The sequence below is a fragment of the Desulforhopalus sp. genome (assembly GCA_030247675.1).
GTDB lineage: Bacteria > Desulfobacterota > Desulfobulbia > Desulfobulbales > Desulfocapsaceae > Desulforhopalus_A.
This window is the reverse complement of the sequence record JAOTRX010000010.1, coordinates 74,220-88,767: the sequence shown is the minus strand read 5'-3', so window position 1 is coordinate 88,767 and position 14,548 is coordinate 74,220. Positions and strand designations below refer to the sequence as shown.

Below are 14,548 nucleotides of genomic sequence, written 5' to 3'. Positions count from 1 at the left end.
CCGGAACATCGGTATTATATTCGAATGGTATCACGCTTATGCTGCTCCATTTTGTGACTCACATGACGAGGACTATCCAACGCCCTAGCCTTTTATCATCCTCATGCACAGCACGGCATCAAAGGTGCTCAAGTAGAAAACACTGCCAGGCAACGGCATCATGATATGAATAAAAGCAACCCACCTGAGCTGTCTACAGCGACGACGAAAACCTTTTACCGGCCACGATCCATCGCGGCCACAGTCATAGGCGGGATACTCCTCACCGGAACACTTTTTTCTGCAATTTCGATCATCTCCCTTCTCGGTTTCATTGGCTTTCAACAGGTATTACTGGATCTGTCAAACCGGACTTTTCCGCAAGCAACCCATGAGGCCCAGACCTCCATTCTTCTAAACCAGCTTCTCCAACAGACTGGCTACCTCCACTCGGCCCAAGCACATTCCGAACGACGCATACTGGTTGATAAAATCAACCATCATTTTACCAAGCTTGCGAATTTCTCAGTGAGCCGAACACCAGAAATAGAGGCCGGCAACGATACGAAGCTCCAAACCCTGAAGAATATTCTTAGTGAACTGGACAATCTCGTCAGTTTGCAAATAGACCTTCGGCAAGACGTATTGACCGCCATCGCCAACTTGCTGCCACTTTTCCAACATACTTTGACGATATCAAGGGACACCCAGAATCTTGAGGGCGATGCCGCCACCTCCGCAACCGTCAAAAGCATTGTCGACCAAGCTATCGCCACCATTTCCCACGTCCAGCTGGCGGCCTCGGGGAATGCCCTGCAAAGCATTGACGAACATGTCAAGGACGTAGAAAAGACGCTTGCCGAGATGACCGCTGCCGGCCAAACGCTGCCATCGCATCTGCAGCAAACGATCACGGATTTAATTGCTCGAATCCATACAGAAACACTCGGAGATCAGGGTGTTTTAAAGCTCGCCCAACATTTTGAAAGCATCCGCGGCCAATCGGATGCCCAATACACCTTGGCCAAAGGCCTAGTAGACGAAAAGGAGGAGTCCAGCCTTGCCGGCTTTTTTCAGCTTACTTCCTCGGTCGGTTCCCAAACCCTTTTAATGTCTGATAAAGTCAAACAGCTGATACGGATTCTCTCAGCTCTTTTCATCGCCTCAATCCTTCTGGCCGTCATCTTCTTTTTTTACTTTCGCCGCGTCTTGATAGCTCGTCTCCGCCACCTCAATCGGACGGTATTGGCCATGGTTGCCGGAGAAAACAAACGTATCCCCGTTGAAGGATGCGATGAAATCAGCGAAATCACCAGATCGGTCAATTATTTTTCCAGTGAAATGTATAAGGCCAAGGAGATTGCCGAAAAATCGGCAATAGCCAAAATGGAATTCCTCGCCCATATGAGCCATGAGATACGAACGCCGATGAATGCCATCCTCGGCTTTTCCGACCTCGCTCTCAGGACCGCCAAACCTGAGGATCATCTCGATTATCTAGGGAAAATCAACAATGCATCCCATTCCCTTCTTGGTATCATCAACGCCATACTCGATTACGCCAAGATCGAGGCGGGGAAATTCACCATCGAGAACTTCCCCTTCGATCTGCGCGATGTTCTCGAAAACCTATCGACAATTATCAGCCTGAGAAGTGAGGAATCCGGACTGGAATTCTACTTCCATATCGAAGCCGAGACTCCATGCATGGTCAAAGGAGACGCGTTACGCCTTGGCCAGGTTCTTACCAATCTCATCACCAATGCCTTTAAATTTACCGAAAGCGGTTTTATCAGCCTGCATATCTCAACGCTTCCTGAGAAAGACGATGACGACAACAATATGGTGCGACTGCTTTTTTCCGTGCAGGATACCGGTGCCGGTATCTCCGATGAACAAGCGAAAAACCTTTTTCAGCCTTTCACCCAGGCTGACACATCGATCACCCGTAGATTCGGGGGGACCGGCTTGGGCCTTGCAATCTGCAAGCGCCTGGTTGAAATGATGAACGGGCATATCTATTTAGATCGCGGAGAAAGCACCGGAACCACCTTTAGTTTTTCCCTGCCGCTTGAACGCCAGGAGGATTCGCCTCGGTTCTTCTCGGCGCCTGAGGCGATAAGTGGCAAAAAGGCGATAGTCATGTCGGACACACCGCAAACCGCCACGGAATTGTCCTGCCAGCTCACCAATTTCGGTGTCACGGTCTTTCAGGCTCTGTCCTTTGATGAAGTTTTCTCCGCCCTGCATTCCCAGGGAAACCTCCCCCCCTATGATCTGGTGATTATTGATTGCCCGACCTATGGACAACGGTATCCGGAGATGCTGCGAAAAATCAAGTCATCGACCTCGAACACTGTAAAACCGGCAATATTAATGGTTGGTATGCACCGGCTTGCCACCCATTTTTCCGGGAAGTCCCTTCCGGACTGCGATCTCTTTCTCGCCAAACCGATCACCCCAGCACGATTACTGCAAGCGCTTCTCACCTTGCTAAAGGTGGAAGGAGTCTACCATCTTCCTTCCACCGACAACCAGCAAAAGACCTTCCAGCCACCACCCGGGCATCTTCAAGGAGCAAAGATTCTCCTTGTTGAGGACAACGAGATCAATCAACAGGTGGCCCTCGGTTTCCTCCACTCGGCCGGCATCGCAGTCACCGTCGCAGCTAATGGGGCCGAGGCATTGGATATCCTCCGTCGCTCGGAAGCGACGAATTTCGACCTCGTCCTCATGGACCTCCAGATGCCGGTCATGGATGGCTATAAGGCAACACAGGCGATTCGGCAATTACCCGGACCAACCGGAACCCTGCCGATAATCGCCATCACCGCCCATGCAATGCCGGAGGAAAAGGAAAAGTGCCTGGAGTTGGGAATGTCTGACTACATAACCAAACCAATCAACCCTGACGCCTTATACGCCCTCATTGCCGAGTTGCTGCCAAAAGCGGCCCTTGAACCACAGAAAAGTTCACCACAGATCTCCTCAACCCAGACAATCAACATTTTAAGGAGTCCTGCTTGTATTGATATGCAGGCAGGACTCGCCCGAATAGCCGGAGATGCTGAGCTGTACGGGGAACTTTTAAAAACATTCTTGAATACTTACGAGGGCTTTCCCGGTCGCATGCAAGAGCAGCTGAAAAACCTCGCTTTCGAGGATCTCCGGAATCTGACCCACACCCTGAAAGGGGTCAGTGGCAGTTTAGGAATGAGCAGACTTTTTTCTCACTGCGCCCAGCTTGAGTTGTCGATTAGGAGGAAGAAACTCCAGGAATGTGATTCTCTATTGGCTGACATTGGGCGAGAATCCGAAAATATCTGTGGTTTTCTCAGACCATATCTATACAATTGTCAGTCTTCGATAGCGAACTGCCAAGATACGGCGCAACAGAGCGATAACCAGGTTAAAAACCGCCAAACCCTGCTTGCCGATCTGTCCGACTCGCTAAAAAGCAATAGTTGCAGGGCCATCAAACAAATCCACCAGCTCCACGACTACCTTGAACAGGAAGACGGCCTGGTTTTTGGGAGAATAGAAAAACATATCAATGATCTGGACTTTGCCAAGGCACAACATTTACTGAATCAATGGCAAAATTCCTTATCCGGCAAAAGAGGTCTCAAATAAAACATGTCGCAAACACGGGCTGGCAGAATCCTCATCATTGACGACAGCATCGAGCACATCAAGATACTGATAAGTCTGCTAGCCGAACAACATGAGGTCTTTTTTGCAAAAAGCGGCGAAGAGGGGCTTGAGATGCTCAGCATCGTTGAGCCGGACCTGATCCTCCTGGATATTGTCATGCCGGGAATGAATGGTTTTGAGACGTGCCGGCACCTCAAGGAAAACGCAAGATGGCGGGAAACTCCGCTGATTTTCATATCGGCGCGAAGCGAGGGCGACGATGAATCAAAAGGCCTGGAACTTGGTGCTGTCGACTATATCGCCAAACCATTCAATCCGGCAATCGTCCGGGCGAGACTCAACAATCACCTGGAGCTCCGGGAAGCAAGGTGCGAACTGAAACGCCTGCATGGCCTTGCCCTCGATATCAATCCGGTCACCGGACTGCCAGGCAATAACAGCATCGCCCAGCGTATCGAACAACTGCTGCGAGGCATTCATCACGTCAGCGTCATGTATACCGATATCGACAACTTCAAGGCCTATAACGATAAATATGGGTTCACCCGAGGCGATGAGGTCATACGATTTATGGCGGAGGTGTTGAAAAAAGCAGTAACCAAGGCGGGATGTCCTGATGCATTCATCGGCCATATTGGTGGTGATGATTTTATTCTGACCGTGCCTGCCGGTTTATGCTCGGCAGTAACCCAGGACATCATTAGCAAGTTCGATCAGGACATTATCACCTTCTATAACAGGCAGGACACCGAACTGCGCTGCATTCAGGCAATAGACCGGCGCGGCCGGCCGCAGATCTTTCCGATCATGAGCATCAGCATTGCCGGAATTGATCTCAGCTATCGCCACTTCTTCTCCTATCTTGAGGTGAACGATGCCTGTACCGAGATGCAAAAAATGGCAAAGGCCATACCGGGAAGCACGGTCTGTTTTGACCAAAGACGAGAATAAACAAAGGGCCGCATCAGGTAATGCGCTCCTTGCCGGCCATCACGGCAGGGCGGGCTCCTCCTGTAATGTACCGATGTTGACCTTTCCGCTGCCAACCGGCAATTTCTTCTTCACCTCACTCCGCCGTAGAATGTCCGGCTGCAGACCGAAACGCTGAGCAACCACCACCGGATCGACCAGATCCTTGCCTACCAGATTTTTCACATCGTCGTCAACCGGTGAGGGGAGCTTTTGCTCCACCAGATATCTGGCATTCATCTTCCCGCTTAGGGCAACGGGGCCGGAGTGGTTCGTCAGATTATTCAGTGTAAGCCCGGAAAAAGGGCCAGTAATTAAAAACCGGGAGGACTGACTGGTCTTTTCCTCTCGTCCACCCTTGCCTTTAACCGTTACCTCGTACCCGCTCTCTACCTGCACATCCATCTGCCGCAGAATGGTGTCGATCGTGCCACTGAGCTGTATCCAGGCAGCCGGCGTACCGAGATCAGCCTCTTTTAAATAAAGGATGCCATCTTTGATAATGGCAGCACCTTTTGCCTCAGTGAATTCCAGACGCGGCAACTCGGCAGCAGGATCGTCTGAATTCAGGCCATTTGCCCGGCCAGCAATGACATCCGGCCGAGCCAAATCAACCCCTGCCAGGGCCCCATCCTGCATCTGCACCCTCACCTGGCCGTCGATGCTCTTGTGTATGGCCTGGAGGGTATCTCCAGCTGCCTCCATCGTTATTTCGGCGGAAAGGGTGCCATGCAATTTATCCCAACCGAACAGATCCCGCAGCAAGGGCTCTGCGGCAAGGCCCTGGGCGGCAAAAGTGGCCTGAATGGCCGGCTCATCGTCCTGCATATCGAGAGTGAGATGCGTCTCCACCTTACCCCCGTATGCGGCGTTGGCGGCAGGAGCGAAGGTAAACAGCCCATCCTTACCTTGAACCGGAATGTTCACCTCGGCAAGGGTACTGCCGAAGGCTTTTAGTTCGCCGATCTTGACCACACCTCCCAGGGCAATTTCCCTGGCTAGCCGGTGATCACTTGCCGGGCCTTCATCCCTCTTGCCTTCTTTGGTCAGATCCTTACCTGTTGGCTTAACCGACGGCAGGTAGCGGTCCAGATCGATACGGTCGAGATCAATGGTAAACCCTATTTCAGGGGAACCAGGATTCTTTGCTTCAAAGGTGAAGAAAAAATTCGAGTCATCAAGGTGACCAGTCGCTTTTTCGATAAGGATCTTCTCCTTGCCGCCTTTAACGACCATCTCCAGCGCCAATTTGGTGAAGACCTGAGGGTCGATTGCTGAAAGATCAAAAGGAAAATTGCCGGCAGAAAAAAACTCACGGGGAGAAAATGGCGAGACGATTATGGCCAATTCACTGGCCATTTTCTGTTCAGCAATCGTCCCCCGCAGCTTTCCTTGCAGGGTATTGGCAACATTGAAACTCAGGTCAACCGGCAGAGTGCCCACACCCTTTTGCATTTGTACCGGCCCGACTTTGCCATCCACGGCAACAGGCCGACCATTGAAGTTTGCCCGGCAATCGGCGGTCACCGGGTTTGTCGATGAAAAATCATTCAGCACCAGCATGATATCCTCGACTCGATAATCAATATTTTGCTTTTTATCTCGCCATGTTATCTGTCCATCAGTCACTGCCAGGAGAGTAAAGGCAAAGTGCTCGGCAAGCCCGGCCAGCACCGGCGGCATTGGCCCCTGGGTGGGAGAGGCAGACGAAGCCTTTGGGTTGAGATGCCAATTCTCCTGGCCGGAGCTGTTCTTTTCGAGATTGAGAGATAGTCCACCAACTACAAACCGGCTGAACTCAATTTTTTTCCTGAGCAGGGGCAAAATTTTTATCCGCGCCTCAAAGGTGCGGATATTCATGAATTCATCACCGCCAAACCCGGAAGGGTTGCCAAGCTTCATGTCGGAAAATGAAAGGCTCAACGAGGGAAAGAAAGTCACATTGAAATCACTACCGAGGGAAAACGGCCGTCCGCTTCCCTCCGTTACCAAAGTCTCGATTTCCGGGACAAATCTCTGCACATTAACAACAACCGGAATCAGAAAGAGGGTGAGAAGGAGGAGAATCATAAAAATCCCCGCAGGCACAACTCCATATCGTACAACCTGCTTCACCCTTCGACTCCACGACATCGCGACAGCACTCATAACAATCTTTCCTTCCTCAAATCCTCTCAGAAGGCGGCAGCAAATCCGCCGACAATACGGCAATTTCTTGCCACACCTCTGGTATCACCATGAAATGGCCAAAGAATTACTAACATATACAGATATGTCAAGTCACAAACACCTGTCCGTGCGCCGGAAAACCTTTTGCCGGTAATTTTTTTTTTAAATCGGCGGAACCTCATCACTACTCGGCAGACCAGCCATAAGCAGCGACGCATTTGACAGAACCAGCCATCATCTTTACCTTTGTTAATACAATTGCCTAAATTCACCACATATCGCGCTCACCACCATATGAGTGTTTTTGCTTGAGGAGGTTTTCATGAAATTATCAGCTGAAGCAATGGTTCTCGCCTCATTTCTAGGCGACTCGCTGGCCTTGGGAGTTCATTGGATATATGACACTGAACAGATCGATAGGCACACCGGCCGAATTACTGACCTGCTGCCACCTCTGGAAGGAAGTTACCATCAAACGAAAAAAAAAGGCGAATTTACCCACTACGGCGACCAAAGCCTGTTGCTCCTCAGGCATCTCGTCCTTCAGGGCGGGCAATTTTCCTTACCGGCCTTTGCTCGGCAATGGCGGGAATTCTTTGCCGATTATAGCGGTTATATGGATCGGGCCACCAAAGCGACACTGCAGAACCTTGAACAAGGCCGTTCTCCGGACACCAGCGGCTCCCCTTCCACCGATCTCGGCGGAGCTGCGCGCATGGCCCCTCTGATTTATTGCTACCGGGATGATCTTGAGGGTTTGTTGACTGCCATTCGAGCCCAAACAGCGTTAAGCCACAATGGGCCGGGAGCAGTTGATGGCGCCGTTTTCCTGGCCCACAGCTGTTACGCCATCCTTCATGGCGCACCGCCCCGCGAGGCGTTCAACGAGGCCCTGGCAAATGGTATCGCGGACATCGATCTTGACCTTCGACTTCGCCGCTGCCTTGACCAACCCGACGTCAGCATCCGTCAAGCGGTTAAGGACTTCGGACAGGCATGCTCAATGAGCGCTGCCCTGCCGGGAGCGGTTTACACAGTTCTTCATTCTCCTAAAGATCTTGAGGGAGCTCTCATCGAAACAGCTATGGCTGGGGGTGACTCCGCCGCCCGCGGCATGGTTGTCGGAATGCTCCTCGGCGCAGGGTTGGGGATGGAGGCACTACCTGAACTTTGGTTACAGAATCTGGCTGCTTACCAGGAGATACGAACCGCCTTGAATAAACTGCCCTAGTGTTTGGCCGGTTGCCTCTTCCGGTACGACGTATTCCCTTCCTCAACCAAGGTGAGAAGGAAGCGAAGAATGTTGAAACCTGGCATCTGCCACTTTTTGAGCTGGATGCAAAAGGATTACCAGTAACAACCTCGAATTACACTTTGGAAACGGACAACGGTTTCGCGTAACCGGAAAGCCGTTAATTTTTTACGACAAAAAACACTCCTGAATAACATCCTGAAATAGCATACTTAAATGAAAACAATAAATCGTTTTCATTTTGGCACGCACATTGCTATAAATAGGGTAATCCCACACGGGAGTTAACCAGCCCCCCCCAATCGGGTAGAATTTACGAGGTTTGTATTTTCTGCCCGATTTCTTTTTTAACGCCAGCGATTGTGCCTTCCCCTCTTTTTCTCTCTCAAGTATTTACCGGGAATAGCTGACTTGCCACATCATGTTTCCCCTATTTGGGGATAAGCTTACTCTCCTTGCAGGATTACATGTCCTGTTTAGTTATCTTTCTGGGCGAGACGTCCCCGTCGATATTCGATATAGGCCTGGCGCGAGGCGACGTAAGGATCAAGCGAGTATCTTTTCAGGTCTTCGTACAGATCCGGGTTAAGAGACAAGCTATTAACCTTGGAACTCGAATAAAGGGCAAGGTCGATGATTCGATCATCATAAACGTAGGGAAGCGGATTGGCTACGGAATCAACGGCCAAGCCAAGGGAATCCCTGATATTAGATGGCCCGACAATAGGCCAGCAAAGGTATATCCCCTCGCCGATTCCCCACCGTCCGAGGGTCTGACCGAAATCAGCGCGTTGGGGAGGAATACCAAATTCCTGACCGGCAACATCAACCAGACCGTACACACCAATGGTGCTGTTGATGAGAAACCGTTCGGTAGCCTTAAGCATCTTCCCCCCATCAGCCTGCAAGGCAGCATTTAAAAATGTTATAGGGAAACCGATGTTTTGGAAAAAACTCCCGATGCATTCTCGCAATTCTTCCGGCAAAAGCCAGCTGTACCCCTTTGATACCGGCTTCAGCACCCAGAAATACAAACGATCATTAACCTCAAAGAAAAAACGATTCATCGGCTCAAGCGGATCATAGGTCGGCACCTCTGGCGGTTCCTCTACCTCCTCCTCAATATTAGTATCCTCATCAAGGAGATCAGGAAGGGCACTCAAGGCTTTATGATGAGGAGCTGCGACCAACGAGCATGGCATCAGGAGCAGGACAACAAGAACAACAACAAATCGAGCGGTTTTCATGGCAAATTTTCGCGGTGAATAGAATGGTGATCTGGTTGATATTCTAATAATGCTTTTAGAATAAGAATTCACATGCTTTATGTGAATATTTTTCTTTAAGAGACTCTTTCAGCAGAAGGTGCTGTCAGAGATGTACTTTTCCGGCGCTATTTGAGGCTAGGGTATTATTTCGTGGAAGCTTAGTCAATCGGATAATTTTACCAGGTATTTCATTCCCAGCCGCAGCTGCAGCTGCAAAGGTAAGGTCTGGCTTGTATCAAAGAAAGAGGACGACGAGCAGCTTAGCCTTCTCTACACTATAAACATAAAGAGCGCGGCAAGAATAATGAGAAAGGTAAAGGGCAGCGCCAGGATCTTAGATGTCACATGCCCTCCGGCCAATGTCCGTTCGGTAACCTTGTAAGTTACATAAAGAGACGCAAAAAGCCCGCCTAGCACGGTGAGTATCTGCAGGACCTCGGTACTATCGACACTGATCAAGCGAAGATTGTCGTAAGAGTGCTTCATGTCGAACAGCGCCTGAATATTGGGGACAATTCTACCGGCACCACCGACAAAAAATTCCAGATGCAGGGCCATATAACCGCCGAGAATAAGAGGTATAACCCCGTAACCAAAGAGCGAGACGAGCAAATTCTTGTCAATTTTGGCAAAATGCGCCTGGATGTTCACCATGAGCGAGTAGCCAACCTGAAAGACCAGGATCAAGGCAAAAAACAACAGGCTGCCGACGAAAGTCGCCGGCACCTGAATGCCTGCATTGCCGGCAGCAGCCACTATCCAGTTGATCAATTGGAAAAACTCGCTTTGCAGGGCAAAGGGGAAAAAAATTGCCCCCAGGGAAACAATGAGAAAGCTGTCGGCCCGCCGTGGTGTCTCTAAGGTCCATAGCTCTTCCGGCGCTAGACGAAGATTCAGCTGGATTGAACTGTTATCACAGCTCTTTATGCACTTTGCGCACATAATGCAATCCCTGTTGTTATCAACAAGATAGGGATGCCGAAACATCGGACAGCCGGGAACATCACCATCACCGGTGAAACAGGAGTGATTTTGACAACGGTTCAGACAGACATGTCTGTTCGAGCGCAGTTCAACAACCGACGGCATGGCAAAAATTGCGTTCACTGCTCCCAAAGGACAGAGGTAGCGGCACCAGGCCCGTCTGGAATACAGGACACTGAAGAGGATAGAGCCCAAGGTTATAATGAGAATGATTCCACCGGTCAGATAGGGTTTGTGGTAGGCATCCCAGACCACCTCAACCCAAAAAACAAGGATACAAAGCACCGCCATGATCCAGCCGGAATAATTTTTGATAAATAGCGGCGTCTTGCGCGTCGGTTTGATAAGGTTTTGCAGTATTGTCCCCGGCACGGCAAGCGAACATACACTGCACCACGTCCTGGCCAGGAAAAAGAACGAGAAGAACATCAGCGGCCACCCGATATACCAGCCAACGGTAAGCCCGATATTTGCCTGCGGATCGGATGGTCCAAAGAAGAGAAAAAGGATGGTTATCAGCAGCACGCATCCGATAATGACCTGCGGAACCCGAGGGAAAACCCGGCTTTCAAGAAATTTCCTGATCCAGGAGATACGCAGGATATTGAATTCCCATTTACCTTCCGTCTTCGGCAATCCCAGTAAAATCTGATCGGCAAGAATTTCATCGCCAGGCGCCAACATCACCGCCCGGCGAATAACATCGGAAAGCTCGGTCAGATTGCCAGGCCAATCATAATTCATCAAAATCCCAAGTATTTCAGGAGAAACACTGTAAATTTTCTTGCCGTATTCCTTACTAAAACGCTCCAGGTAATGGACGATCAGACGGGGCAGATCCTCCTTATGGTTGCGAAGCGGCGGGACATGAAAATGCCGGCCTTGTATTAGGGTCAGCAGTTCGGGAATAATCTGCCCGGAACTCCGCAAATAGTCGAGGGAAGAGGCACTGACAAAAACCAGCCGCGACTGCATCGCCACCTGACGATTGCTGTCTATGTGATTGTAGCCGCCGCTTTCGAGAATCGTCACAAGCTTTCTCTGCAAATCTTCGTTCATCAAATGGATATTCGTGAAGACCAATGTGCCGTTGGCAGTCTGCTCAAACAATCCGGCCTGACGGGCTTGGGCAAAAGGATAGGCACTCTGTTCATGGCCAAACAATACCTGTTCGAGATGAAGAGGTTCATAATCCCTTAAATCCACTTCACAAAACTGTCCATCGGCTCTTTTACTCTGCAGATGGATTTGCCGTGCGATAATCAGTTTTCCGGTACCGGCCTCCCCGGTAAGAATAAAGGGAGAACTGCCCATGGCCAGCTGATCGATGACCGCCTGGGTCTTTCTGGCTGCCTTCGATTCGCGGATATCGTTTTGCTGCCGCCTGGCAATTCGCCGCAGGGTGATGGCCGAGACACTCGAATCCTTGAACAAAATAACGTTATCCGCTTCCGACTTGCTGGTATTCTGGCGGCGTCCTTGGCTGCTTGTCTCTACCTGATCAAGGAAGGCCACCCGGAGCCGTTCGGCGAGAATTGCATCAAGCTGCTTGTGCAGCCGGGCATTAGCGAGCAGGGTATTGCGGAAAAGGCGTTTGTCGAAACAGATGATCTCAAGGTCGGAAAGGGCCCGTACCGACAGGGAGCGCGGCTTGTCAGTAAGGATACCGGTTTCGCCGAAATGACCGCCCATGCCGATTCTGGCGACAACCTTTTCCCGCCCGTCTTCACGGCGCAACACCAGCTCAACCGTCCCGGCAACAATGATAAAGAACACCTCGCTGACATCGCCCTGCCGGTATACATACTGGCCTTCCTGGACAGTCAGCACCCGGGCGCCTCCTGCGTAGGATTCGATCTCAGCGTCAGTGACATCCTTGAAGAGGATGGACTGGCGGAGATTGAATGCGATATCTTCTCTTCTCATATATCAACCACCGGGTCCTTTACCGGACAAGTGGCCGCCGTGCGTGCCATAAACCTTCGGCTGATCAGCAGCGGTCAATTATCTTCCTTTTTGGCTAACAGCTTATACCGCAAGGCATACGTTTCGTGTGAGCAGACAAGCTGCTCAACTCAGCTTTATACCAAAGGCATACGTTTCGTGGGAGCAGCAAGCTGCTCAACTCAGCTTTATATCTCAAGGTACTGCTCAATGACATCGGCGAGGAGCGGTGCCACTGAATATACATCAAGAAAATCATCGCTTTTCCGCCCCGGGTAGGTGTCGGAGCCGAGTATCCTGGTGATCGGGCTCTGCCGAAACTTTTCCAGGGCATCGCCGGACAAAACCAGATGCGTGGCGTGGGCGAAAACCTCCTTCGCCCCGGCATCAAGGCAGCGTTTTGCCGTCTGAATGATCGAACCACCGGTACGGATCATGTCATCGCAGATTATTGCCGTCTTGCCTTTTACGACGCTTGAGACCTGGCCAACGATGGTTTTATCGGTATCATAGCGGTCCTTGTCGGCGGCGGTATGCGGGCAGTTCAAAAGACTCGCCAGCCTGGCAACTCGCTTGGAAAATCCGTAATCAGGCGAGACAAGAACGTAGTCGGTCAGGCCGCTCTTTTTGATTTTGTCGACCACCAGGTCATCGGTCCAGACATGCTTGGTGCGTACTTCACCGCCGTGCGCATGAAGTACCGCCTCCGAATGCAGGTCGACAAAGGCCGTGAAATTTGGCCTGGCCTTGAATATCTGTCTGGTCCGGGTGATTCCCTTGGGAATTTCATGGGAGCGTGGCTTTGCCCGTTCCATGGTGGAATACCCAAGAAATGGGATAATGACGCTGATGGATGCGGCATTATAGTAGATCCCACCCGAGATCAGATCAAGCAGCTCCTGATGGGAATTGTCGTTATGCGTCACCCCGAGAATGACCAGGTCCTTGCCGGCTATGGATGTCGGAAAGGCGTGGTATTGTTCGCCATCGGAGAAGCGTTTGCGAATCATCTCGGTAAACGGCATCCACAATCGCTCCGCCAACTTTTGGCCGAGTTCGGTTGATGCCTCATTGGCTACCAGAATGACATTTTCCTTGTTGTGCATGGACTCATTCCCCGTCCCCGAAAAACCGTTTATATCCTGATAATTCGGGGTTGTTACTGTTGTTTTATACCGCAAGGGCATAAGTTTCGTTTGAGCAGGCAAGCTGCTCAACTCAGCTTTAGCCTTGCAATGCCCGCACTATGGCATCGCCCATTGCAGCAGTACCGACCGCGCCCGCCTTGTTGGCAGTGAGGTCGGCGGTGAGAATTCCTTTATCAAGGGTAGCCTCGACTGCTTTGTCTATTGCCGCCGCAGCCTCACTGAGACCAAAGCTATAACGCAGCATCATCGCCGCTGAGAGGATTTGGGCTATGGGGTTGGCAATGCCCTTACCGGCGATATCAGGGGCTGAACCACCGGCCGGCTCATACAAACCGAAGTTGTCTTTGTTGAGTGAGGCGGAGGCGAGTAATCCCATGGAACCGGTAAGCATCGCCGCCTCATCGGAGATAATATCGCCGAACATATTGCCGCAGAGCAGTACATCAAATTGGTGGGGATCGCGAACCAGCTGCATGGTGGCGTTATCGACGTAGATGTGTTTCAGTTCGACATCAGGAAACTCTTTGGCAATTTCAATCACCACCTGCCGCCACAACACCATGGTGGTGAGCACATTGGCCTTGTCGACCGAGGTCACCTTACCCCGCCGCTGCCGGGCGGCTGCAAAAGCCATTCTGGCAATACGAGAGATCTCACCACGGGTATAGGCCATGGTGTCAAAGGCCCTCTCCGCCTCGCCAACCCCCTCACGGCCTTTCGGCACCCCGAAATAGATGTCCGAAGTCAATTCTCGCACACAGAGGACGTCAAAGCCGTCGCCGACGATATCCGGGCGCAGGGGGCAGGCAGAGATGAGCGATTTGAAGACCTTGGCCGGACGAAAGTTGCAGAACAAGTCGAAATGTTTGCGCAGCGGCAGAAGGGCTGCCCGCTCCGGCTGCTGCTCTGGTGGCAGACCTTCCCATTTTGGTCCGCCGACCGATCCGAAGAGAATGGCGTCACTTTTCTCGCACAACGACAGGGTCGACGGCGGCAGGGCGTGGCCATGGTTGTCGATGGCAATGCCGCCGACATCGGCCACCTGGTAGGAAAGCTGGAAATCAAACTTTTTCTGGGCACAATCAAGGACCTTGATGGCCTCCTGCATGACCTCGGGGCCGATGCCGTCTCCGGCCAGAACTGCGATCTTCTTCATTCTCTCACCTATAAAATAACTTTTA

General features: G+C 51.2%; 8 protein-coding genes. 3 read left to right on the top strand and 5 right to left on the bottom strand.

The annotated features are described in order from the left end of the window. The first annotated feature begins 165 nt into the window (after positions 1 to 165). Both OEL83_18680 and OEL83_18675 read left to right on the top strand, forming a co-directional pair. Positions 166 to 3,612, top strand: a complete 3,447-nt coding sequence (locus OEL83_18680; protein MDK9709073.1) for a response regulator — start codon at positions 166 to 168, stop codon at positions 3,610 to 3,612. Positions 3,613 to 3,615: 3 nt separating this feature from the next. After that, positions 3,616 to 4,584, top strand: coding sequence for a response regulator (locus tag OEL83_18675; GenBank protein MDK9709072.1), 969 nt, complete (start codon positions 3,616 to 3,618; stop codon positions 4,582 to 4,584). Between the two features lie 39 nt (positions 4,585 to 4,623). On the opposite strand, the gene OEL83_18670 is transcribed toward OEL83_18675, so the two are convergent. Then, on the bottom strand, positions 4,624 to 6,750 hold the full coding sequence (locus tag OEL83_18670) for an AsmA family protein (protein ID MDK9709071.1): 2,127 nt from the start codon (positions 6,748 to 6,750) through the stop codon (positions 4,624 to 4,626). Positions 6,751 to 7,093: 343 nt separating this feature from the next. Between OEL83_18670 and OEL83_18665 the strand changes: the two genes are divergently transcribed. After that, a complete protein-coding gene (locus OEL83_18665) occupies positions 7,094 to 8,002 on the top strand; it encodes an ADP-ribosylglycohydrolase family protein (protein ID MDK9709070.1) in 909 nt (302 codons plus the stop codon). 497 nt (positions 8,003 to 8,499) lie between these two features. Here OEL83_18665 and OEL83_18660 read toward each other — a convergent pair whose 3' ends face one another. From OEL83_18660 to leuB, 4 genes are all read right to left on the bottom strand, one after another. Continuing rightward, a complete protein-coding gene (locus tag OEL83_18660; GenBank protein ID MDK9709069.1) occupies positions 8,500 to 9,270 on the bottom strand; it encodes a VacJ family lipoprotein in 771 nt (256 codons plus the stop codon). Between the two features lie 291 nt (positions 9,271 to 9,561). Beyond that, a complete protein-coding gene (locus tag OEL83_18655) occupies positions 9,562 to 12,201 on the bottom strand; it encodes a sigma 54-interacting transcriptional regulator (protein ID MDK9709068.1) in 2,640 nt (879 codons plus the stop codon). Positions 12,202 to 12,407: 206 nt separating this feature from the next. Further along, the gene (prs, locus tag OEL83_18650) at positions 12,408 to 13,325 is read right to left on the bottom strand and encodes a ribose-phosphate diphosphokinase (GenBank protein MDK9709067.1); all 918 of its coding nucleotides are present in this window, start codon (positions 13,323 to 13,325) and stop codon (positions 12,408 to 12,410) included. Positions 13,326 to 13,443: 118 nt separating this feature from the next. Then, a complete protein-coding gene (leuB, locus tag OEL83_18645; GenBank protein ID MDK9709066.1) occupies positions 13,444 to 14,523 on the bottom strand; it encodes a 3-isopropylmalate dehydrogenase in 1,080 nt (359 codons plus the stop codon). Positions 14,524 to 14,548 lie beyond the last annotated feature (25 nt).